Below are 20,119 nucleotides of genomic sequence, written 5' to 3' on the forward strand. Positions count from 1 at the left end.
TACGGGTCCGGGCTGGGCTCCTGGCGGGGCTCCTGGCGGGGCTCCCTTGGAAGGCGTATATAACTACGATAAATTCTTAGTTTTTTCTAGGCTAACATGGTTTATTTGTTCACAATGAGATAAACTCGGGTTGGTGATCAACCTCCTGGAACAGCCCGAAGCGAATGCCGCGCACGGCCTGTCCGCGGCGGCTCGGGCGGTCGCGGGGCTGCATGCTCTCGCGGCGGGGCTCGGGGAATCCCTGCGGTGCTTGGCGGTGCGCGGTCTCGACGACGACGGCCTCCTGCAGGTGACCACGGCGGTCGAGGTCCTCGGCCGGCGGGTCGACGCGCTGCGGGTGGCGGCCGCGGCGGAGGTCGCCGACCGGTCCCGGCCCGAGCTCGGCACCGGGCAGCTCTCGGCGAAGCGGGGCTGCCGCACCGCCGGAGAACTACTCGAGCGTCTGACGCTCGTCTCCGGGCCGACCGCGGGGCGACGGATGCGGTTGGGCACGCAGCTGCGCACCGGCCGCTCCTTGGGGTGGCGAACCGCTGCCGCCCACCTTCCCCGCCACGGCCATCGGCCTGGCCGCCGGAGCGATCGGCGTCGACACGGCCGACGCGATTCTCACCGCGTTGACGCCGACGCTGCGGTACACCGACCTGGACTCGGTGCAGGCAGCCGAGAGCGAGCTGGTCGCCTCGGCCACCGGCACCATTTCTGAGACCCCGGTGCCGGCGTCGGTGCCGGCGTCGGCGGATGAGATCCGGTTGCAGGGTGCGGTCTGGAGGGCCGTGCTCGCGCCCGACGGGTCCCGACCAGCGGCGCCACGACGTGCTCGCCGTGATCCTCGAGGTCGTCTCCCGGGCCGGGGAGGCCCCGACCATCGGCGGCGCCCCGGCCACGGTTCTGGTCAGTGTGCGGGAACAGGACCTGAACGCGGACTTCGGTCAGGGCCGCGGCGTCGGCTGGATCGACGGCGTCGAAACCCCGATCTCGATCAGCGCCGTCACGGACCTGATCAGCATCGGCGGTCAGCAGAAAGTCGTCATCACCGACGAGGGACGCATCATCGCCCTCGGCTCACCCGAACGGTGCTTCACCGCCGCGCAACGCCGGGCGATTCAGCTCCGCGACGGCACCTGCGTCATCCCAGGCTGCAAAATCCCGGCCGGGATGACCGAGATCCACCACGTGATCCCGCACTCCGAGGGCGGACCGACGCACACCGACAACGGCGTCTGTCTGTGCTGGTGGCATCACCGCTACCTCGCCGCCTCCGGCTGGGCAATCCGGATGGTCCGCGGCGCCGTGCAGATCATGGCACCACCCTGGCTGGAGACCGGGGCCCGCAAATGGCGGAACGAGACCAAGTCCCGCCCCCGAATGACGGACGCGGCCGAACGGGAAAACGGATAGGGGGTCCCTGGCCCCTGGTCTCGACATGCTCGACAGGCTCGACATGCGTTCGCTTTTTCACCCAGCGACAGTGGGACCGCTCCGCTTAGGCTGTAGGCATGGAATTCCGCTATCTCGGTTCATCAGGCCTGAAAATCTCCGAAATCACCTACGGCAACTGGCTCACGCACGGTTCGCAGGTCGAGAACGACATCGCCACGCAGTGCGTGCATGCCGCGCTCGACGTGGGGATCACCAGCTTCGACACCGCCGACGTCTACGCCAACACGAAGGCGGAGTCCGTTCTCGGCGACGCCCTCAAGGGCCACCGCCGCGAAAGCCTCGAGATCTTCACCAAGGTCTATTGGCCGACCGGCCCGCGCGGCCACAACGACGTCGGGCTGTCCCGCAAGCACATCATGGAGTCGATCAACGGTTCTCTGACCCGATTGCAGACCGATTACGTCGACCTTTACCAGGCCCACCGCTTCGACACCGAGACCCCACTGGAGGAGACGATGCAGGCTTTCGCCGACATCGTTCGGCAGGGCAAGGCGCTCTACATCGGCGTCAGCGAGTGGACCGCCGCGCAGCTGCGAGCCGGCCACGCCCTCTCCCAGGAGTTGGGCTTCAGCCTGATCTCGAGCCAGCCGCAGTACTCGATGCTGTGGCGCGTCATCGAAGACGAGGTCGTGCCGACTTCGCGCGAGCTCGGCGTCGGCCAGATCGTCTGGTCCCCCGTGGCCCAGGGTGTGCTCACCGGCAAGTACAAGGCAGGCCAGGCCCCGCCGGCCGGCTCGCGCGCCACCGACCTCAAGGGCGGCGCCGACATGATCAGCCGCTTCATGAACGACGACGTGCTCACCCGGGTGCAGAAGCTTGAGCCGATCGCCGCCGACCTCAACCTGTCGATGGCGCAACTGGCCGTGGCCTGGGTGTTGCAGAACGACAACGTCTCAGCAGCCCTCGTCGGAGCTTCCCGCCCCGAGCAGGTGCGCGAGAACGTCGAGGCCGCGGGAGTGAAGATCCCGGCCGAGAGCATGAGGCAGATCGACGAGGTACTCGGCGACGTCGTGGAGCACGATTCCGCGATGACCGCGGCTACCGCACCGCAGAGCCGCCCGGCGTAGGGCAGGCTCGGCGTCACACTGCTCGGCCCGAACGAGAGTCGCCGTTTGTGCCGAGAGTCGCCGCAACGGCGGGTACTCTCGGCACAAACGGCGACGGTCGCTGCGGTTTTCCTAGAGCAACATTTCTAGAGCACCATTTCTAGAGCACCTTCGACAGGAACGCCTGCGTGCGGCGGTGCTGCGGGTTCGTCAGGATCTCGTCCGGGTCGCCCGCTTCGACGACCACACCGCCGTCCATGAAGACGAGCGAGTCGGCGACCTCCTTGGCGAAGCCCATCTCGTGGGTGACCACGATCATGGTCATGCCCGATTTGGCCAGACCCTTCATCACGTCGAGTACCTCGCCGACGAGCTCAGGGTCGAGCGCGCTGGTCGGCTCGTCGAAGAGCATGAGCTTGGGTTCCATCGCGAGTGCGCGGGCGATCGCCACCCGCTGCTGCTGCCCACCCGACAGGTGCGCCGGGTAGTAGTCGGCACGTTCGGCCAGACCCACCCTGGCCAGCAGATCGAGAGCGCTCCGCTCCACCTGGGCCTTCGGCAGCCCCTTCACCCGGATCGGCGCCTCCATCACGTTCTCTAGCGCCGTCATGTGCGGAAACAGGTTGAACCGCTGGAACACCATGCCGATGTCCCGTCGCTGACGGGACGCTTCCTTGGGTGCCATCTCGTAGAGCTTGCCGTTGGTCTCCCGGTAGCCGATCAGCTCGCCGTCGACGCTGAGCCGACCGGCGGAAAGCACCTCGAGGTGGTTGATGCAGCGCAGGAACGTGGACTTGCCCGACCCACTGGGCCCGACCAGGCACATCACCTCGCCACGCTTCACCTCGAGGGAGATGCTCTTGAGCACCTCGTTCGAGCCGAAGCTCTTCGATACCTGCTCGGCCAGAACCATGGGAGGAATCGTGACGGATGCCCCGGCCTGCGTGTTCACGTCGGTCATTTCACGCCTCCGGGGTTGGCTGGTGGATCGTTCTCGCGCGGCGGTGCGATCACCGACGGCTGCCCGGAACCGATGACGGGGACGACCCCGGTGAGGGTTCCCGTTCCGGTGCCGACGGCATCCTTGCGATCCGGCTGCCGGTCGCCCACGCCGCGGGCGAACCGCTTTTCGAGGAAGTACTGGCCGACCATCAGGATGGACGTGAAGAACAGGTACCAGATCGAGGCCACGATCAAAAGCGGGATCGGGTTGAACGTCTCCGCGGAAATATCCCGCGACCGGGTGAACAGCTCGAAGCTGAACGGCACGGCGGTGACGAGCGACGTGGTCTTCAGCATCGAAATGACCTCGTTGCCCGTCGGCGGGATGATCACGCGCATCGATTGCGGCAGGATCACCCGCGTCATGGTCTGCGACCAGCTCATTCCGAGCGCCGTCGCAGCCTCCTCCTGGCCGCTGTCCACGGCCAGGAGGCCGGCGCGCACGATTTCAGCCATGTAGGCCGCTTCGTTCAGGGCCAGCCCGATGATGGCGATGGTGAACGTGCTCAGTGCCGCGTTGGTCGAGAAGGACACCCACGGGTCCATGAACGGGATGCCGATGTCGATGCTCGAGTAGATCAGCGAGATCAGACCCCAGATCGTCAGCTGCACGTAGACCGGGGTCCCACGGAAGATCCACAGGTAGAACCAGGCCAGGCTCTTCACCACGGGGTTGGGCGAGAGCCGCATGACGGCCAGGATCACCCCGAGGACGATCGCGATGACCATGGAGTACACGGTCAGCTGCAGGGTCACGACGGCCGCCTGCGAGATGCGGCGGTCGAAGAGGTACTTGCCGACGGCGGGCCAGTCGTAGGCCGGCCGGAGCGCGGCGTCGACGACGATGGAGACGAAGACCACCACGAGCAGAATGGCGAACACCATCCTCCACGGATGCCGCAGCTTGATGGCCTTGATCGGCACCGATGGGGCCGGTTCCCCGGGCGGGCGGGTTGCCCCGCCCGCCTTCGGTGGAGTCGTGATGCTCATACGTTATCCGTTCGACGCGGCGTTGATCGTGATCGTCTCGATCGCACCATCCGCGACGCCCCACTCGTCGAGGATGTCACCGTAGGTGCCGTCGTCGACCATGGACTGCAGCGCAGCCTGCACGGCCTTGGTCAGCTCGGAGTCCTTGGCGACCACGATGCCATACGGCGCCACATCGAAGGTCTCTCCGGCCGGCTGCAGCTTGCCCTCGGTCTGGGCGATCGCGTAGAGAGTGACGGGCGAGTCGGCGCTGAGCGCGTCGGCCTGGCCCAGCACGACCGCGTTGGTGGCCTGGTCCTGGGTGTCGTACTTCAGCTTGTCGATCGCCGGCTTGCCGGCCGCGACGCAGGCGTCACTCTTGGCCGGCACTTCGTCGGTGTCCTCATACGTGGTGGCCTGCACGGCGACCTTCAGCCCGCAGGCGTTGTCCGGATCGACGTCGTTGCCGACGGCCGAGGCCCACTGGATGCCGGCGACGAAATAGTTGACGAAGTCGACCTGCTTCTCCCGCTCGACGTTGTCGGTGAAGGAGGACACGCCGATATCGGCCTTGCCGCCCGTCACGCTCGGAATGATGTTGTCGAATTTCGCGACCTGGAATTCCGGCTCCAAGCCGAGCTTGGCTGCGACGGCCTCAGCGATCACGATGCCCCAGCCGATCGGCTCACCGGCTTCGTTCTTGAACTCGTTGGGAGCGTAGGTCGGGTCGGTCCCGATGACGAGCGTGCCGGAGTCGGCGACCTCGGCGGGAAGCATCGCGGCGGCGGCGTCGTCCACGGCGATCTCACTGGCGGAGGAGGCGGCCGTCGCTCCGCCCGTGGTGTCCGTGGAGTTGTCCACGCAGCCGGTGAGTAGGAGTGCCGTGACGGCGGCGAGAGCCGGGAGCAGGTATTGAGCGCGCATTGCGTAACCTTTTTCGTGGTTGTCGGATGTGTCTGGTTCGTCTTTGAGGTCCGTTAACGGAATTCGACAAAAGCGAGCATATAACAGCACGCTCACGCGGATTCCGTGCGCAGATAACGTTTTGGGCCAGCCCTACTGAGCGTGGACGGGCTTCCCCGTGTCTCAGTATGACCGGAAGCGTGTTTCGCGCGGATTTCACGCCCGCGGGTCGCCCGTCGCGACCGGGCGGCCCGGCAGGTTGGACCACTGCGACCACGAGCCGGGGTAGAGCGCCGGTGAGAACCCGGCGATGGCCAGAGCGGCCGCCTCGTGCGCGGCGGTGACGCCGGAGCCGCAGTAGACGCCCACCGTGCCGCCCGCCGTGACTCCGAGCGCCTCGAACCGGGCGCGCAGTTCGGCGGCCGGGAGGAAGCGCCCGTCGAGGGTGAGGTTGTCGGCCGTGGGCGCGCTGATCGCGCCGGGGATGTGGCCGGCACGAGGATCGATCGGCTCCGTGTCACCGCGGTAGCGCTCCGCAGCGCGGGCGTCGAGGAGCGCGCCGGTCTGCGCGAGCGCGGCGGCGGCATCCGTGTCGAGCACAGGCAGCACCCCGTCGGAGAGGGTGATCGTGCCCGGACGGACCGTTTCCGCGCTCAGCTCTGTCGTGGCCAGCTCGCCGACCGCGAGCGGCAGGCCGGCGGCGCGCCAGGCGGCGAGCGCCCCGTCGAGAAGCAGCACGTCGCGCACCCCGGCGTGACGCAGCAGCCACCAGGCACGGGCTGCCGACACCCCGCCCAGGTCGTCGTAGACCACGACCGTGTCGCCGTCACGAAGCCCCCAGCGGCGCGCGGCTGCCTGCAGCGTCGCACGGGTGGGCAACGGATGCCGCCCGTCGGCCGGTTCGCCGGGCCGGGCCAACTCGGTCTCCAGGTCGACGTACACGGCGCCGGGGATGTGGCCGGCCCGGTATTCGTCCGGCCCGGGCGGGCCACCCAGCTTCCAGCGCACGTCCAGCACCCGAACGTCGCTTCGGGACTCAAGCATGGCTGCCAATTCGTCGGCCGTGATCAGTATTCGCACGCGCTCACGCTACCTCGGCGGACGTAGACTTGAGTAAGTGAGCAGCTATTGGACCCTTTTGAAGACTCCGGGCGTTGCTCGCGTCATCGCCGCACAACTGACAGCTCGGTTCCCCTTTGGGATGCTGTCGCTCGCGTTCCTGATCCACATCGAGCAGGTCTTCGACTCCTATGGCGCCGCCGGCCTCGTGCTGGGCGCCATGAGCATCGGCCAGGCCGTCGCCGGGCCGCTCACCAGCCGACTGATGGGCCGCTGGGGCATGCGTCCGGTGATCACGGCCACCCTCGTCGTCTGCGCGACCTCCATCGTGACAATGGCTCTGGTCAGCATGCCCATTTATGTTCTGATGGCCGTGGGGCTCATAGCCGGGTTGTCCACACCGCCGATTCAGCCGGCCGTGCGCACCATCTACCCGAAGATCGTCAACTCCCGCCAGCTCACGCCGCTGTTCTCGCTCGACGCGTCGGCCCAGGAGATCATCTGGGTGCTGGGCCCGGTGATTGCCACGTTCGTGGCCATCCAGGTCAGCCCGGTCGCCGGCATCCTGCTCGCCGCCCTCTTCCTCATCGGCGGCGGCGTCTGGTTTCTGGTGCTGCCCGAGGTCGGCCGGGTGCGCATCCCACGTAGCCGCCGCAAACTCGGCGTCGTTCTCAAACGCCCGGCGGTCATGCTCAGCACCATCGTCGGTTTCATGCTGGTCGCCGCCTGCGCCTCGGTCGAGGCGGGTGTGGTGGCCGCGTTCGGGCACGGCAGCGCGGACTCGGGCTGGGTGCTCGGCATCTTCGCTCTCGGCTCGCTGATCGGCGGGCTCGCCCTCGGCCACGCCCCGATCGGCCCTTGGGCGTTGGCCGCACGGATGCTCATCGTCACCGTCGGCCTCGGGCTCGCCACCCTCGGGCTCAGCTTCTGGTGGCTGGCCGCCACCCTGCTGCTGGCGGGAATCGGAATCGCGCCGGCCTTTGCCGTTCTGTTCGGCATCGTGTCCGCGAGCGTCAAGTTCAGTGACACCGCGGAGGCCTACGGCTGGGTGGGCACCGGCCAGCTGATGGGCGCCGCCCTGGGTTCCGCCATCGCCGGTTTCATGATCGACCAGAGCGGCGCCACGGCGGCCATCCTGGTCGCGGCCGGCTTCGCGGGGCTCGGCACGATCATCCCCGCGCTCGGCCGGCGCTGGCACCCCGACCTGCGCGGCCGCGATGCGAGCCCGCTCCCCGACACCGCACCGATCCAGGTGCAGGTCTCCTAGCCGCCTCCGCTCATCGCGCGGTGAACCGACACAATTGCGGGGTAGAGCGTCCCGCGCACCCCTCAATCGTGTCGTTTCACGCCTCGGCGCAGTAGGACGAGGTTAGATGGGGGAATGACGCTCTCACCGTTACTTCCCTTGCATGACGGACACGGTATCCCCCAGCTCGGGCTCGGCGTGTACAAGATCGCGGATGCCGCGGCGGCCGACGCTGTGCAGGTCGCCCTGGAGGCCGGTTACCGCCACATCGACACCGCGGCGCTCTACGACAACGAGACCGGCGTCGGCCAGGGTATCGCCCGCTCCGGCCTGCCCCGTGAGGACGTGTTCGTCACCACGAAGGTCTGGAACGACCAGCACGGCTACGACAAGACCCTGCGCGCCTTCGACGTGAGCCTCGGCAAACTCGGCTTCGACTACGTCGACCTCTTTCTGATCCACTGGCCCGCACCCCGCCAGGACCTCTTCGTCGATACCTGGCGCGCCCTCGAGACGCTGCGCGCCTCAGGTCGCGCCCGGTCGATCGGGGTGTCCAATTTCCAGCCGCACCACCTGGACCGTCTGCTGGCCGAAACGGATGTCGTTCCGGTCCTCAACCAGGTGGAGCTGCACCCGTGGCTGCAGCAGTCCACCGTGCGCGAGTACGACGCGGCCCACGGCATCCTCACCGAGGCCTGGTCGCCGTTGGCCCGCGGCCGCGCGATCGGCAACGAGACCCTCGACGCCATCGGCGCCCGGCACGGCAAGACGGGCGCACAGGTGGTCATCCGCTGGCACCTCGAGCTGGGCAATGTGGTGATTCCGAAGTCGGTGACACCGGTGCGCATCCGGGAAAACTTCGACGTCTTCGACTTCACACTCGACGCCGGCGACCATGCCGCCATCGCCGCCATCGACGCCGGCCAGCGCACCGGCAGAGATCCCGACGACCTGGACTGAATCTCGGCTCGACCCGGATCGGTGCCCGCGGGTCGCGCTGAGGGCCCCGCGCCACTCTCCCGCGCCCCTCTCCGCACGCCTGACGAATTCGACGGAGATTTCGACCGAATCCCGCCCAAACAAGCCGGAAACCGGCTTCAACCCAAAAATCTCCGTCGAATTGGTTCGCCGGAGCCGCAGTGCCTTGCGACAATGCCGCCCCCACAGGTCCACGCGAGAGCCCCCGTTCCGGTCGAGAGCGACCCGCGGAACGGGCACTCCCGACCGGACAGGCGCTACCAGCGGCGGTGGATCTGCTCGCGCAGCATCCGGTCGTAGATATCCTGCACGCCCTCGTTGAGCCCGAGGCTGAGCGGGGCGACCGAACCGGCAGCGGCGTTGCCGCGAGCCTGCTGCACCGATCGGGCCCCGGGGATGACCGAGCTGATGCCGTCAATCTGGGCCACCCAGGCCAGCGCGGCCTGCGCGGGCGTGAGCTCCTCGGTCAGGGAGCCCACGAGCGCCGCGAACTCCGCGGCGGCTGCCAGGCCGGTCTCATAGTCCACACCGGAGAAGGTCTCGCCGACGTCGAAGGCGCTGCCGTCGCGGTTGTAGTTGCGGTGGTCGTTCGCCGCGAAGGTTGTCTCCCGGGTGTACTTTCCGGTCAGCAGGCCGCTCGCCAACGGAACGCGGGCGATGATGCCCATACCGGCGGCGCGCGCGGCCGGCACGACGGCCTCGAGCGGCTTCAGCCTGAACGCATTCAGGATGATCTGCACGCTGGCCAGGCCGGGCCGTTCGATGGCTGCGAGAGCCTGGTCGCAGGTCTCGACGCTCACCCCGTAGCCGGCGATGGCTCCCTCGGCGACGAGTGTGTCGAGCGCGTCGTAGACCTCGTCGGATTCGATCACGTCGCTCGGCGGGCAGTGCAGCTGCACGAGGTGCAGGGTGTCCATGCCGAGGTTCGTGCGGGACCGGTCGGTCCAGGCCCGGAAGTTGGCGAGCGTATAGTTCTCGGCCAGCTGGTCGACCCGTCGGCCCATCTTGGTGGCCACGGTGATGCCGGCTGCGGCGGCGCTGCCGGCCAGGAATCGACCGATGATCTGCTCGCTGCGGCCGTCACCGTAGACGTCGGCGGTGTCGAAGAAGGTGACGCCGGCGTCGACGGATGCCGCGAGCACCGCGGTCGCGTCGGCCTCCGACACGTCACCCCAGTCCGCTCCCAGCTGCCAGGTGCCCAACCCGATCACGGAGACGATTCGGCCGGTTTTTCCGAGGGTTCGTGTGTCCATGTCTCCAGCCTAGCCACGGAAGTCAAAGTGGAAGCAGTGACCGACGAGGCAGCAGCCGCGGACCAGGCCCCGGCCCCGACCCTGTCGTCCGCGTCGATGACCCGGGCCAGTGCCCGGGCGAGCCGCGGCCGGATGAGGTGGTCGTTCGCTTCGACGCGGTGCATGGTGACGTGGCGCATCCGTTCGATCACCGTCATGGAGCCGGCCGCGATGAAGGCGTCCAGCACACCGTAGACCACGTCGACCGGCACTCGCACGGCCGCGATGTCGCTGACCACGGTCTGCGATTCGATGCAGTGCTCCAGCGATTTCACGAACGGGGTCCAGTTGCGCTCCGTCAGCTCGAAGATGCCCTTCGGCAGCAGCCGTGCGATGATGGCCGCGTTCGCGAGAGTGAACTCCTTGTTCAGCCGCAGGAAATCGTAGGCGCGCAGGTAGGCGTTCACCCGGGCCCGCACCCAGCGTTCACCGATGTCGGTCGGCGACAGATAGACCGGCGGCCCCACGAGCACCACCCGGGACACCTGGGTTCGACGGGACGCGCGGGTGCGGGGCATCGCCGCCAGCCGGGCCGCGATCAGGCTGCCGAGGGAGTGGCCCACCAGGATGAACGGCTCGCGGAGCTTCAGCGACCGGATCGTGGTGGCCAGGGCCTCGACGTGGTCCTCGAGCCGATACTCGCACCCTTCGGGGATCGGTGATTCGCCGAAACCCAGGATGTCGACGGCGATGACCCGGTGCCTGGGCACAAGCAGTGGCACCAGTTCCCGGAACGTTTCCGAGGAGGAGGCGATGCCGTGCACGAGAATCACGACCGGACCGGTTCCCTCATCGATTGCGATGTGCAGCAGCGGCGGGCGTGTCCAGCCGAGCCGTTCGCAGAGGGTCGCCCACCAGGTCATGGTTCCAGTATCGCCGTGAACGGCGTCCCCGATCCATTCAGCGACCGGTGTAGGCGGCGCATGCACGCGAAGCGCGCGCCGCATGCCGAGACTCGATTGTGATCCAGAGCCGGCGACAGCGGTCGTACAGTGGGGCCATGAAGCGTTTGCCCGCGATCGCCGCGGTACTCCTGAGTGCACTGCTACTGGCCGGATGCTCCGTGCCCGGCGCTTCCACCGACTCCGGCGGCCCCGCCACGTCCCCGGGCCTCGCCGAACCGGGCGTCGTCAATCCGGGGACCGTCACACCCGGCGCCGAACCCGGCGAGTCTCTCGACTCGCGCACCTTCCCGGACGGCAGCACGGGCGAGATCGCCTCCAGCCAGCGCGACGTGATCACCACCGGGATGGTGTCGATCACCGTGAAGGACCCGATCGCATCCGTGCAGGATGCCGTCACCATCACCGAGCAGGCCGGTGGTCGGATCGACAGCCGCACCGAGAACCCCGCCACCGGCAACCAGCCGGCGAGCGCGAACCTCACCCTGCGCATCCCCTCGGATGAGCTCGACCGCACGCTGGCGGAGCTGAAGCAGCTCGGCACCGTCAACTTCGTGTCACTCAATGCCTCGGACATCACCCAGCAGACCCAGGACCTCGATGCCCGGATCACCTCGCTGCAGACCTCGGTCGACCGGTTACTCGCCCTGATGACGAGCGCCACGAACACGACCGACCTGATCGCCGTCGAGAACGCGCTGGCCGAGCGGCAGAGCGAGCTCGAGGGGTTGCAGGCGCAGCGGGACTACCTGTCCGATCAGGTTGATTTCTCGACCATCACGCTCGACCTGTACTCGACCGGCACAGTGGATCCCGGCACCCCGGACGACTTCTGGGATGCCATCGCGGACGGCTGGAACGCCCTCCTGACAGCCCTCGGTACCGCGATCGTGGCCATCGGCTTCGCGCTGCCCTGGCTGCTCGCTCTCGGCCTGGTCGCAGCAATCGTCTACCTGGTGATCCGGTTGGCACGCAAGCGGCGCACGCCTGCGTAAACTTATTTGGTGTACACGTCTACCGAACTCTCCCCGCTCGGTGACGAGCTGCTCGAACGCATCCGTTCTCGTGCCGCGAAGCATGACCGGGAAAATACGTTCCCCGCCGACGATCTGGCCGACCTGATCGCCTGCGGTTACCTCCGCTCGCTCGTGCCTGTCTCCCATGGTGGCCTCGGGCGCAGCGTGCAGCAGGTCGCCGACGACCAGATCCGGCTCGCCGCCCACGCCCCGGCCACGGCCCTCGCCGTCAACATGCACCTCGTCTGGACGGGCGTGGCTCTCACGCTGCATCAGCGCGGCGACGACAGCCTCGCTTGCGTGCTGCACGGCGCCGCCGCGGGCGAGATCTTCGGCTTCGGCGTGAGCGAGCCGGGCAACGACCTCGTGCTCTCCGATTCGATCACGACGGCCACCCCACAGCCAGACGGCGGCTACCGATTCACCGGCACCAAGATTTTCACCACGCTCTCCCCGGCCTGGACCCGGCTCGGCACCATGGGGATCGACCGGGACTCCGTTGACGGCCCGAAAATCGTCTGGGCGTTCATCGATCGGGGCGACCCGGGCGTCAGTCAGAAGAATGACTGGGACACCCTGGGCATGCGAGCCAGCCAGAGCCGCAGCACGGTGCTCACCGGCGCATCCGCCCGCCCGGAGCAGGTCTTCCGGCGGCTGGATCCCGGGCCGAACCCTGACCCGCTGATCTTTGCGATCTTCGCCAATTTCGAGATCCTGCTGGCGGCCGTGTACACCGGCATCGGCCGGCGCGCGGTCGAGCTGGCCGTGCTGGCGGCGAAGCGGCGCACGTCGCTCAAGCACGACGGCCGAACCCTGGCGCAGGACCCGGACATCCGTTGGCGCGTCGCGGAGGCCGCGATGATGATGGATGGCCTGTACCCCCAGCTCGACGCCCTCGCCCACGATCTCGCCACTCAGGCCGACCACGGCCCGCGGTGGTTCCCGCTCCTGTCGGGCCTGAAGTATCGCGCCACCGAGACCGCGCGCCTGGTCGTCGACCAGGCGCTGCGGGTCAGCGGCGGCTCGTCGTACTTTGCCGGGAACGAGCTCGGGCGACTGTACCGCGACGTTCTTGCCGGGCTCTTCCACCCGTCCGACGCCGAATCGGCGCACGCCACCGTGGCTGCCGCCTGGCTGGGTCCGCTCGATGTCTGATGTCACCCGCGCGATCAACGTCTTCGACAGCGCCGCCTACACCCGCTCGGTCCTCGACCTCACCATGCGGCTCGCGGAGGTCATCTTCGCGGCTGGCGCCGGAGCCGAAGACGCCACGGCCGCCATGGAAGCCATCACCCGCGCCTACGGGCTGAGGGGAACCGAGGCCAACGTCACGCACACGATCATCGCGCTCACCCACGAGGACCCGGCCACGCACGAGTCCATCACCCGGAGCCGCAACGTCAAGTACCGTTCGCTCAACTACAGCAAGCTCGCGGCCACCTCCGAGCTGATCGCCGAGATCCTCGACTCGCCGCCGGATGTCGCCGATGCCCGCAAACGTCTGGCCACCATTGTCAGCGCCAAGCCGCAGGTACCGGCCCTGTACCGCCGGCTGGGCTGGAGCCTCGTCGGAGCCGGGGCCGCCGTGCTCATCGGCGGCGGCCTGGTCGTCTGCGTCGCCGCCTTCGTCGCCACCTTCTTCATCGACCTGATCACGACCTCGCTCGACCGCCGGCAGGTTCCCGTCTTCTACCAAAACGTGGTGGGCGGGGCGATCGGGCCGATTGTCGCCGCGATCGTCGCACTCATCGACACCTCGGCGAATCCGTCCCTGGTCGTCATCGCGACCATCATCATGCTCCTGGCCGGCGTCACCACCTTCGGCGCGGTCCACGACACACTGTCGGGCTTCTACCTGACCGGCACGGCACGGATGATGGAGGCCCTGTTGATCACGGGCGGCCTGGTCACCGGCGTGGCCGGGGCGTCACTGCTGGTGGCCCGCTTCGGGTTCCAATTGCGCGTCGATGCCAACCTCACGCCGACTCTGGCCGACTTGCCCGTGATGCTCGCCGCCGCCATGGTCATCGTCGCCGGTTTCGGCCTCGCCGTGCAGGTGCCGTGGCGGGCGTTCTGGGTGGTCTGCCTGCTCGGCGCCGTCGCCGAGCTGCTCTATCTGGGTGGGGCGAGCGCCGGCTTCGGCCTGGTCTGGTCGTCGGCTCTCAGCGCAATGGGTGTCGGTCTGCTGGCCGCGATCGCGGCCCGGATCGTGCGCACTCCCCCGCTGGTGATCGTCGTTTCCGCGCTCGTCCCCCTCGTTCCGGGGCTGATCCTGTTCCGCGGCCTGCTGCAGCTGTCCGACGGCAACATCGACGGCCTGCTCAGCATGCTGACCGCAGGTGCCGTGGCCGCCGCGCTGGCGGCGGGCGCCATCCTCGCCCAGTACGTGGTGCAGTTCGTCTGGGGTCCGGCGCGCAGGCTGCAGCGCCGCTTCGTGGGGCCGCTGATGGCTTTGCCCGTTCGGCTCGGCCGCGGCCCCGGCACCCGGATCTGACCCGGTGGACGAATCAAGCGGTCCCGGCTAGTTGGGAATATCCGCTTCGCCCTGCGGGTCTTCGGTATCCTCCTCAACGAAGCGGTAAGGGATCGGTTCCTCGGTTTCGTGGCCGATCCGGAAACTGCGGCGCACGGTTGAGCCGTCTTCCGTCTCCTCGAGCACGACCTCCTGCTGGTACTCGCCGTTCACGTACTCGAGTTTCCGGGGCGTGCCGGCGGCGATCACATTGGGTCCGTAGAAAATGGCCTCGTAGGTGGTCGTGTCGCTCATATTTGGATCCCTTTCTCCGGGTGGAGACGTCTGCCTCTCTGGCGGGGCGCGTCGGTCTCAGCCTACGGCCGGGCGCGCAAGTTGCACAGGCCCGGGTGCCGGTGCGAGCGGGAAGGTGCCGTTTCGCGGCAACCCGCGTAGGGTCGAAGTCACGGTGCCGCTGGGGCTCGGTTCGAAGGAGTACACATGGCTGACAAATCACCCAAGAAGGACGCATCCAAAAAGGTTGCCGGCAAGTCCTTGAAGGAGAAGCGTGCCGACAAGCATGCCAAGGCGAACGAGACGACCGAGAAGGCGCGCAAGGCCTAGCGCCTGCTCCACGATTAAACTCAGGGTGTTGCCGCGCTAGCCGCGGCAACACCCTTTTATGTTCCGAAAGGACCTGCCGATGACCCTTCCCACCATGGACACCCAAGTGAGCTACCCGGCCGGGCAGACCGAGAGCACCGCGACGGTGCTGCACGTCGAGCCGCTCCCGACCGGACTGCTCGCCGTGCTCCTCGACACCACCCCCGTGCACCCGGTTGACGCGGGTTGGCCCGACCAGGGTCCCGACCGGGCCGTGCTGCGCGCCCAGGGAATCGAGCTGCCGGTGCTGGACTGCGTCGTCGGAGCAACGGACGGGTCGGCGCTGCATCTCGGCCGGGACATCCCGGTGCCGAAGGGAACGCCCGGCTGGGCGTTCGTCGTGGCCCACATCGTGCAGCCCCATGCCGCCCTGATCGAGGGGCAGCCGGTCGACGCCGTCGTTGACACCGGCTACCGGCGACGGATGTCCGCGGGCCACACCGCGTGCCACCTTGCCTCCCTCGCCCTCAACCTGGCTCTCGCAAACCGGTGGAAGAAGGACGTGCGCACCGACGCTCTCGGCAGCCCCGACTTCGACGGCACCGCGATCGACGTGTCCCTCATCGGCGAGAACGAATCCGTGGACACCTACCGGCTCGGCAAATCCCTGCGCCGCAAGGGCTTCGTCACGGAGGAACTGGCCGACCAACTGGCCGAGATCGAATCGATGCTGAACACCTCTCTCGCCGGGTGGGTGGCTACGGACGCGAGCGTGCGCATCGACCGGGACGGCCCACTGCTGACCGACCGCCGGTACTGGGTCTGTGAGCTGCCGGCACACGACGTGCGCATCCCCTGCGGCGGCACCCACGTTTCTTCCCTGGCCGAGCTCGGTGCTGTGCGCGTGGCGCTGTCCACAACCGACGTGGAGGGCACGACCGTGCTCAAGATGGAGACGTTCGTCGGCCGATCGGCGCTCGGCGGCTGAGGCCGGCGCAGGTCGGCACGTGAACTCGGCTTGGATCAGAAACTCCCATTTCGGAGATTTTTGCGACACGCTGTTCACCCCGGCGCACCACGCCGCATGAACCGAAATCTCCGAGTTCGGCGACGGAATGGCTCGTCGGCCTGAAGACGAAGACAGAAAGAAGAAGGCCCCCGGTTTCCCAGGGGCCTGCGACTGACGATTGTCACTATCTCGGTGGAGCTAAGGAGATTCGAACTCCTGACCTTCTCATTGCGAACGAGACGCGCTACCAACTGCGCCATAGCCCCTAACCGCTTATGCAGAATATCACGCGCGGCGACCGAGTTTCGCCGAACCGCCCGCTAGAGCCCGAATGTGCCCGGGTTCGGTCAGCCGACGGCGCGGCGACGGCGCAGCACGTCGTCGAGGTCGCTCATGCCGGGAGCGGTGTCTCCGACGACCCCCATCGACGCGAACCGGCTCGCTGCGGGCACAGCCGGAGCATTCTCGCGACCGGGCGCCGCACGCGTGAGCGGGGTGACGGCCACCTCGAGCGCCGCGGCCCGGCGGGCGAGTTCCGCCTCTGCGGCTACCTTCCGCAGCTCGGCGGCGGCATCCACGGATGCCATCGCCGCCTGGGCGACGGATCCGCGCGACAGGTGCATCGGCCGAGGCAGCGGCAACGGCGTCCAGCTCGGAGCGACGACCGGCGTCTCCTCGAGGTGCACGGACTCGAAGGCCTGCCCGACACGGGCGGAGGGGTAGCTGACCTCTGAGCCATTCGCGGCGGCAGCGTGCTGGTGGGCGCGGCGAGATGTGCGGGCGAGGCGCGACAGCGCCCCGACAGCGAGCGCGACCGTAGCCAGGCCGGCGAGGACTGCGGTCCAGGCTCCGCCCGCTGCCACCGCGAGAACCCCGGAGACGAAGAAGAGGATGCCCCCGAGCAGGATCAGGGAGGTCAGCGCTCGCACCCGGCGCAGACGCAGAGCGCGAGCGCGACCCGGCAATCTGGCCACGACCCCGGCGCCCACTGCGCCGGCACGCACTGCGGAAGCCTGGGCAGCGACCTCTCGGGCGGCAGCGGCGCGGTTTGTGGCGGCCAGGGCCGCGGCGGAGCGCCGGGCGGACGCGGCGGCATCCGTCACCGCCTTCGCCTCGGCTCGGGCATCGTCTTCGGCCTGGGCCAGCAGCTTGCGTTGGGTCAGGACGGTTCGGGCATTCGCTTCGAGCCGCACCTGCTGGGGCACCTCGGACGTCTCCGCCAGAATGCGCATGGTCTGCTGCAAGCGAACAGCGTTGCGCTCGGTGGTGAGGTACTGGCGTCGGCGCGCCCAGGTCGGCATGAGGTAGGTCACCCACAGGGCAGCCGCGACCGCAATCATCACTCCCCCGCCCAGGATCTCGCTACTCATAATCTCTAAGGTAAGAGGGCCGTAGCCATGCGGTGATGATTATCGAGGGTGTGTCACGGGCAATTCTTGCACTCATCGGTCACTCACCGTCAACGGATGCGCGGCCGCGGCCCGATCGACGTCCGTCACCCGGGCGGCGTCGGCCGGCGCCTGGCCGAACTGCCAGCGGTGCAGCACGCCCTGGCGCACCTCTTCGGCCACCAGCCCGAAGCAAAAATGGTCGCGCCAGTCGCCGTTAATGTGAATGTACCGGCGACGCAGACCCTCGTAGCGGAAGCCGAGTTTCTCCACGACCCGCAGCGAGGGCACGTTCTCGGGTCGGATGCAGATCTCCATGCGGTGCAGCCCGAGCTGGCCGAAGCAGTAGTCGGTGGCCAGGGCTACGGCTGTGGGCGTGATCGCCTTCCCTGCGAATTCCTCGCCCACCCAGTAGCCGATGGTGGCCGACGACAGGGAGCCCCAGGTGATCGACGACACGTTGAGCTGGCCGGCCAGCTCGCCCTGGTATTCGACCAGGAACGGCAGCCCGCTGCCGGCACGAGAGTGCGCAAGCAGGCTGCGGATGCTGGCGCGGGTGTCGAAGGACATCGGCGCATAGGGGCTGGTGGCCTCCCAGGTGCGCAGCCAGCCCCGGTTCTCCATCAGGGAACGGTCGAGGTTGCGGTCGTCGCGCAATCGGATCGGTCGCAGTGTGACGGGACCCTCATGAAGCGTCGGTATTGCGATCGCCACAGTGTGCCCGTCTACTCAATGCCGAAATGGTGTTCCCTTAATCTACCGCGCGTGTTTTAGTCGAGAGTGGCGACGAACTCGTGCAGCCAGGGCCGCAGGTCCGGTCCGAGGTCCTCGCGGTCGACGGCAAGCTGCACAATGGCCTTGATGTAGTCGAGGCGGTCGCCGGTGTCGTAGCGGCGGCCACGGAAAATGACCCCGTACACGCCGCCGCTGGTGACCGGGTTCAGCGCCATCTCCTGCAGCGCGTCGGTGAGCTGGATCTCGTTACCCTTGCCCGGCTGGGTGCGCTCGAGCACCTCGAAGACCTCGGGGCGTAGCACGTAGCGGCCGATGATGGCCAGGTTCGACGGGGCATCCTCGGTGCTGGGCTTCTCGACCAGCCCGGTGACCCGCACCACGTCGGGGTCGTCGGTGGCCTCGACCGCGGCCGCCCCGTAAAGGTGGATCTGTGAGGGCTCCACCTCCATCAGGGCAATGATGCTGGTATTGCGCGTGCTCTGCTCGGCGAGCATCTTCGACAACAGCGGGTCGCGCGCGTCGATGATGTCGTCACCGAGCAGCACCGCGAACGGTTCGTTGCCAACATGCATCTTGGCCCGCAGCACCGCGTGGCCGAGGCCCAGCGGGTCACCCTGGCGAACGTAGTGGATGTCGGCCAGGTCGGTGGCGTGGTTGACCTTCTCCAGTCGGCTGTGGTCGCCCTTTTTCTTCAGGATCGCCTCGAGTTCGGTCATGCGGTCGAAGTGGTTTTCCAGCGCGTTCTTGTTGCGCCCGGTGACCATCAGCACGTCGGTCAGGCCCGCGGCCACGGCCTCCTCCACCACGTACTGGATCGCCGGTTTGTCGACGACCGGCAGCATCTCCTTCGGCATGGCCTTGGTGGCCGGAAGAAAACGAGTGCCCAGTCCTGCAGCTGGAATGACGGCTTTGGTAATTGGTGTCCCCATGGTCCCTACGATATCGGCATCTAGGATGAGATATATGGATTCCGATATCGGTCACCGAAAGCGCGCGCTTCGCGCCGAGTTGCGGGAGCGCCGCCAGAACCTGACCTCGGTCGAGCGGGAGGCCGCGACGGCCGGATTCACTCAGAATCTGCAGAGCATCACTCTGGATCTGTCGGCCCGGTCCATCTCCTGTTACCTGTCCTCCCGCAACGAACCGGACACCCGCCCGTTCGTGAACTGGGCGGAGGCCCAAAGCATCCGGGTGCTGTTTCCGGTGTCCCGCGATGACGGACTCCTCGACTGGACCGTCGGCGAGGACCAGACCGAATTCGAGGGTCTCTCGGGCGCCCCCGAGGCAGGCGGCAGCCTGCTGGGCCCGATCGCGATCAACGACGTTGACCTCATCATCGTGCCGGCCGCCGCCGTCGATGCGACCGGCCTGCGCATGGGCTGGGGTCGCGGCTACTACGACAAGACCCTAGGCTCGATGGAGAAGTGCCCGCCGGTGTATGCCGTCGTCTTCGACAACGAATTCGTCGACGAGGTGCCCCGCGAGGTTCACGACCAGCCAGTCGACGGCCTGGTCACCCCCACGCGCATCATCGCGTTCTGATCGGCCCTCCCCTACTTCCTGTTCAACGAAAGCCATTTCATAATCGGAGATTCCGGCCCACGGGCCGGTCCCCCATCGGAGTTCCAGTGCCTACCTATTCCTACCGCTGCACCGAGTGCGACACCGCGTTCGACATCCAGCAAGCATTCACCGACAGCTCGCTCACCACGTGCCCGACCTGTGGCGGCAAGCTGCGCAAGGTCTTCTCGTCGATCGGCGTGACCTTCAGCGGTTCCGGCTTTTACAGCAACGACGCCCGATCGGATGCGAAGCGCTCGCTCGAGCGCTCGTCGAAGACCCCAGACAAAAAGTCAGATAAGAGCTCAGACGCGAAGTCGGGCGATTCCGGCTCCAGCACCGGTTCCGGCTCCTCCAGCGAGAAGTCCGCGGCCCCCGCGAAAGACAGCTCCGGCCCGACGAAAGTCGCAAGCACCAGCACCAGCAACACGCCCGCGTCCGCCGCGAAGGCCTCCTAGCCCCCAGCACCTCACCGCCTCAGCACCTCAGCACACCACTCGCCTGTCCCGGCGCCGAGAC

Annotated in this window: 22 protein-coding genes and 1 tRNA gene; 12 read left to right on the top strand and 11 right to left on the bottom strand. The window is 67.6% G+C overall.

The window, feature by feature from the left end; translation table 11 throughout:
* Nucleotides 1-133 precede the first annotated feature (133 nt).
* The 3 genes from E3O28_RS15810 to E3O28_RS15820 all read left to right on the top strand — a co-directional run bounded on the left by E3O28_RS15810 (nt 134) and on the right by E3O28_RS15820 (nt 2,507).
* A complete protein-coding gene (locus E3O28_RS15810) occupies nt 134-703 on the top strand; it encodes a hypothetical protein (RefSeq protein ID WP_134416768.1) in 570 nt (189 codons plus the stop codon).
* A gap of 35 nt (nt 704-738) precedes the next feature.
* Nucleotides 739-1,398, top strand: coding sequence for an HNH endonuclease signature motif containing protein (locus tag E3O28_RS15815; protein WP_134416770.1), 660 nt, complete (start codon nt 739-741; stop codon nt 1,396-1,398).
* A gap of 98 nt (nt 1,399-1,496) precedes the next feature.
* Nucleotides 1,497-2,507, top strand: coding sequence for an aldo/keto reductase family protein (locus E3O28_RS15820; RefSeq protein WP_104099560.1), 1,011 nt, complete (start codon nt 1,497-1,499; stop codon nt 2,505-2,507).
* A gap of 139 nt (nt 2,508-2,646) precedes the next feature.
* Here the strand turns inward: E3O28_RS15820 and E3O28_RS15825 are convergent, their stop codons facing one another.
* The 4 genes from E3O28_RS15825 to E3O28_RS15840 form a co-directional block, all read right to left on the bottom strand.
* A complete protein-coding gene (locus tag E3O28_RS15825) occupies nt 2,647-3,399 on the bottom strand; it encodes an amino acid ABC transporter ATP-binding protein (RefSeq protein WP_104099586.1) in 753 nt (250 codons plus the stop codon).
* A gap of 44 nt (nt 3,400-3,443) precedes the next feature.
* Nucleotides 3,444-4,373 carry an amino acid ABC transporter permease gene (locus E3O28_RS15830; protein ID WP_233191170.1) on the bottom strand — a complete coding sequence of 310 codons (930 nt, stop codon included), beginning with the start codon at nt 4,371-4,373 and terminating at the stop codon, nt 3,444-3,446.
* A gap of 108 nt (nt 4,374-4,481) precedes the next feature.
* A complete protein-coding gene (locus E3O28_RS15835) occupies nt 4,482-5,381 on the bottom strand; it encodes an ABC transporter substrate-binding protein (protein ID WP_104099562.1) in 900 nt (299 codons plus the stop codon).
* A 195-nt stretch (nt 5,382-5,576) separates the two neighbouring features.
* Entirely contained in the window at nt 5,577-6,440 is an 864-nt protein-coding gene (locus tag E3O28_RS15840; protein WP_134416772.1) for a sulfurtransferase, read from the bottom strand.
* A gap of 37 nt (nt 6,441-6,477) precedes the next feature.
* On the opposite strand from E3O28_RS15840, the gene E3O28_RS15845 reads away from it, so the two are divergent.
* Both E3O28_RS15845 and E3O28_RS15850 read left to right on the top strand, forming a co-directional pair.
* Entirely contained in the window at nt 6,478-7,686 is a 1,209-nt protein-coding gene (locus E3O28_RS15845) for an MFS transporter (protein WP_134342423.1), read from the top strand.
* A gap of 114 nt (nt 7,687-7,800) precedes the next feature.
* Complete coding sequence (locus tag E3O28_RS15850; RefSeq protein ID WP_134416774.1) at nt 7,801-8,625, top strand: aldo/keto reductase; 825 nt, start codon at nt 7,801-7,803, stop codon at nt 8,623-8,625.
* Between the two features lie 275 nt (nt 8,626-8,900).
* Here E3O28_RS15850 and E3O28_RS15855 read toward each other — a convergent pair whose 3' ends face one another.
* A complete protein-coding gene (locus E3O28_RS15855; RefSeq protein ID WP_134416776.1) occupies nt 8,901-9,896 on the bottom strand; it encodes an aldo/keto reductase in 996 nt (331 codons plus the stop codon).
* Nucleotides 9,851-10,798: an alpha/beta hydrolase gene (locus E3O28_RS15860; protein WP_134416778.1), complete on the bottom strand. Its 948-nt coding sequence runs from the start codon at nt 10,796-10,798 to the stop codon at nt 9,851-9,853. The genes E3O28_RS15855 and E3O28_RS15860 overlap by 46 nt, the downstream gene beginning before the upstream one ends.
* Before the next feature lie 137 nt (nt 10,799-10,935).
* Here E3O28_RS15860 and E3O28_RS15865 point away from each other — a divergent pair, with 137 nt between their 5' ends.
* Genes E3O28_RS15865 through E3O28_RS15875 form a run of 3 tightly spaced genes read left to right on the top strand, consistent with a single transcriptional unit; the run spans nt 10,936 to nt 14,347 of the window.
* Nucleotides 10,936-11,832: a DUF4349 domain-containing protein gene (locus E3O28_RS15865; protein ID WP_134416780.1), complete on the top strand. Its 897-nt coding sequence runs from the start codon at nt 10,936-10,938 to the stop codon at nt 11,830-11,832.
* Nucleotides 11,833-11,841: 9 nt separating this feature from the next.
* Nucleotides 11,842-13,008: an acyl-CoA dehydrogenase family protein gene (locus tag E3O28_RS15870; protein ID WP_174721922.1), complete on the top strand. Its 1,167-nt coding sequence runs from the start codon at nt 11,842-11,844 to the stop codon at nt 13,006-13,008.
* Nucleotides 13,001-14,347 (top strand): threonine/serine exporter family protein, encoded by a 1,347-nt coding sequence (locus E3O28_RS15875; protein WP_104099570.1) that lies wholly within the window; start codon nt 13,001-13,003, stop codon nt 14,345-14,347. Before E3O28_RS15870 ends, E3O28_RS15875 begins: the two co-directional genes overlap by 8 nt.
* A gap of 27 nt (nt 14,348-14,374) precedes the next feature.
* Here the strand turns inward: E3O28_RS15875 and E3O28_RS15880 are convergent, their stop codons facing one another.
* Nucleotides 14,375-14,620: a hypothetical protein gene (locus E3O28_RS15880; RefSeq protein ID WP_104099571.1), complete on the bottom strand. Its 246-nt coding sequence runs from the start codon at nt 14,618-14,620 to the stop codon at nt 14,375-14,377.
* 186 nt (nt 14,621-14,806) lie between these two features.
* On the opposite strand from E3O28_RS15880, the gene E3O28_RS17285 reads away from it, so the two are divergent.
* A complete protein-coding gene (locus E3O28_RS17285; RefSeq protein WP_255408599.1) occupies nt 14,807-14,929 on the top strand; it encodes a hypothetical protein in 123 nt (40 codons plus the stop codon).
* A gap of 79 nt (nt 14,930-15,008) precedes the next feature.
* On the top strand, nt 15,009-15,896 hold the full coding sequence (locus E3O28_RS15885; protein WP_134401412.1) for a metal-dependent hydrolase: 888 nt from the start codon (nt 15,009-15,011) through the stop codon (nt 15,894-15,896).
* Between the two features lie 214 nt (nt 15,897-16,110).
* Here the strand turns inward: E3O28_RS15885 and E3O28_RS15890 are convergent.
* From E3O28_RS15890 to galU, 4 genes are all read right to left on the bottom strand, one after another.
* Nucleotides 16,111-16,183: transfer RNA gene (locus tag E3O28_RS15890), tRNA-Ala, on the bottom strand.
* A gap of 81 nt (nt 16,184-16,264) precedes the next feature.
* Complete coding sequence (locus tag E3O28_RS15895; RefSeq protein WP_104099573.1) at nt 16,265-17,287, bottom strand: hypothetical protein; 1,023 nt, start codon at nt 17,285-17,287, stop codon at nt 16,265-16,267.
* 72 nt (nt 17,288-17,359) lie between these two features.
* On the bottom strand, nt 17,360-18,019 hold the full coding sequence (locus E3O28_RS15900; protein ID WP_104099574.1) for a GNAT family protein: 660 nt from the start codon (nt 18,017-18,019) through the stop codon (nt 17,360-17,362).
* Between the two features lie 56 nt (nt 18,020-18,075).
* A complete protein-coding gene (gene galU / locus E3O28_RS15905) occupies nt 18,076-18,969 on the bottom strand; it encodes a UTP--glucose-1-phosphate uridylyltransferase GalU (RefSeq protein WP_104099575.1) in 894 nt (297 codons plus the stop codon).
* A gap of 34 nt (nt 18,970-19,003) precedes the next feature.
* Between galU and E3O28_RS15910 the strand changes: the two genes are divergently transcribed.
* Together E3O28_RS15910 and E3O28_RS15915 are read left to right on the top strand one after the other, a co-directional pair.
* Nucleotides 19,004-19,582 carry a 5-formyltetrahydrofolate cyclo-ligase gene (locus E3O28_RS15910; protein ID WP_134416783.1) on the top strand — a complete coding sequence of 193 codons (579 nt, stop codon included), beginning with the start codon at nt 19,004-19,006 and terminating at the stop codon, nt 19,580-19,582.
* 86 nt (nt 19,583-19,668) lie between these two features.
* A complete protein-coding gene (locus E3O28_RS15915; RefSeq protein WP_134416785.1) occupies nt 19,669-20,058 on the top strand; it encodes an FmdB family zinc ribbon protein in 390 nt (129 codons plus the stop codon).
* Nucleotides 20,059-20,119: the final 61 nt, after the last annotated feature.

Origin of the sequence: Cryobacterium sp. TMT2-14 (genome assembly GCF_004402465.1) — a bacterium.
In the GTDB taxonomy this organism is placed as follows: domain Bacteria; phylum Actinomycetota; class Actinomycetes; order Actinomycetales; family Microbacteriaceae; genus Cryobacterium; species Cryobacterium sandaracinum.

What these genes read in the sequence shown, in the direction of transcription:
- E3O28_RS15815 (WP_134416770.1), top strand. Translation starts at nt 739, where the DNA reads ATGAGATCCGGTTGCAGGGTGCGGTCTGGAGGGCCGTGCTCGCGCCCG.
- E3O28_RS15850 (WP_134416774.1), top strand. Translation starts at nt 7,801, where the DNA reads ATGACGCTCTCACCGTTACTTCCCTTGCATGACGGACACGGTATCCCC.
- E3O28_RS15825 (WP_104099586.1), bottom strand. Translation starts at nt 3,399, where the DNA reads ATGGTTCTGGCCGAGCAGGTATCGAAGAGCTTCGGCTCGAACGAGGTG.
- E3O28_RS15820 (WP_104099560.1), top strand. Translation starts at nt 1,497, where the DNA reads ATGGAATTCCGCTATCTCGGTTCATCAGGCCTGAAAATCTCCGAAATC.
- E3O28_RS15855 (WP_134416776.1), bottom strand. Translation starts at nt 9,896, where the DNA reads ATGGACACACGAACCCTCGGAAAAACCGGCCGAATCGTCTCCGTGATC.
- E3O28_RS15830 (WP_233191170.1), bottom strand. Translation starts at nt 4,373, where the DNA reads ATGGTGTTCGCCATTCTGCTCGTGGTGGTCTTCGTCTCCATCGTCGTC.
- E3O28_RS15885 (WP_134401412.1), top strand. Translation starts at nt 15,009, where the DNA reads ATGACCCTTCCCACCATGGACACCCAAGTGAGCTACCCGGCCGGGCAG.
- E3O28_RS15865 (WP_134416780.1), top strand. Translation starts at nt 10,936, where the DNA reads ATGAAGCGTTTGCCCGCGATCGCCGCGGTACTCCTGAGTGCACTGCTA.
- E3O28_RS15875 (WP_104099570.1), top strand. Translation starts at nt 13,001, where the DNA reads ATGTCTGATGTCACCCGCGCGATCAACGTCTTCGACAGCGCCGCCTAC.
- E3O28_RS15835 (WP_104099562.1), bottom strand. Translation starts at nt 5,381, where the DNA reads ATGCGCGCTCAATACCTGCTCCCGGCTCTCGCCGCCGTCACGGCACTC.
- E3O28_RS15880 (WP_104099571.1), bottom strand. Translation starts at nt 14,620, where the DNA reads ATGAGCGACACGACCACCTACGAGGCCATTTTCTACGGACCCAATGTG.
- E3O28_RS15895 (WP_104099573.1), bottom strand. Translation starts at nt 17,287, where the DNA reads ATGAGTAGCGAGATCCTGGGCGGGGGAGTGATGATTGCGGTCGCGGCT.
- E3O28_RS15910 (WP_134416783.1), top strand. Translation starts at nt 19,004, where the DNA reads ATGGATTCCGATATCGGTCACCGAAAGCGCGCGCTTCGCGCCGAGTTG.
- galU (WP_104099575.1), bottom strand. Translation starts at nt 18,969, where the DNA reads ATGGGGACACCAATTACCAAAGCCGTCATTCCAGCTGCAGGACTGGGC.
- E3O28_RS17285 (WP_255408599.1), top strand. Translation starts at nt 14,807, where the DNA reads ATGGCTGACAAATCACCCAAGAAGGACGCATCCAAAAAGGTTGCCGGC.
- E3O28_RS15860 (WP_134416778.1), bottom strand. Translation starts at nt 10,798, where the DNA reads ATGACCTGGTGGGCGACCCTCTGCGAACGGCTCGGCTGGACACGCCCG.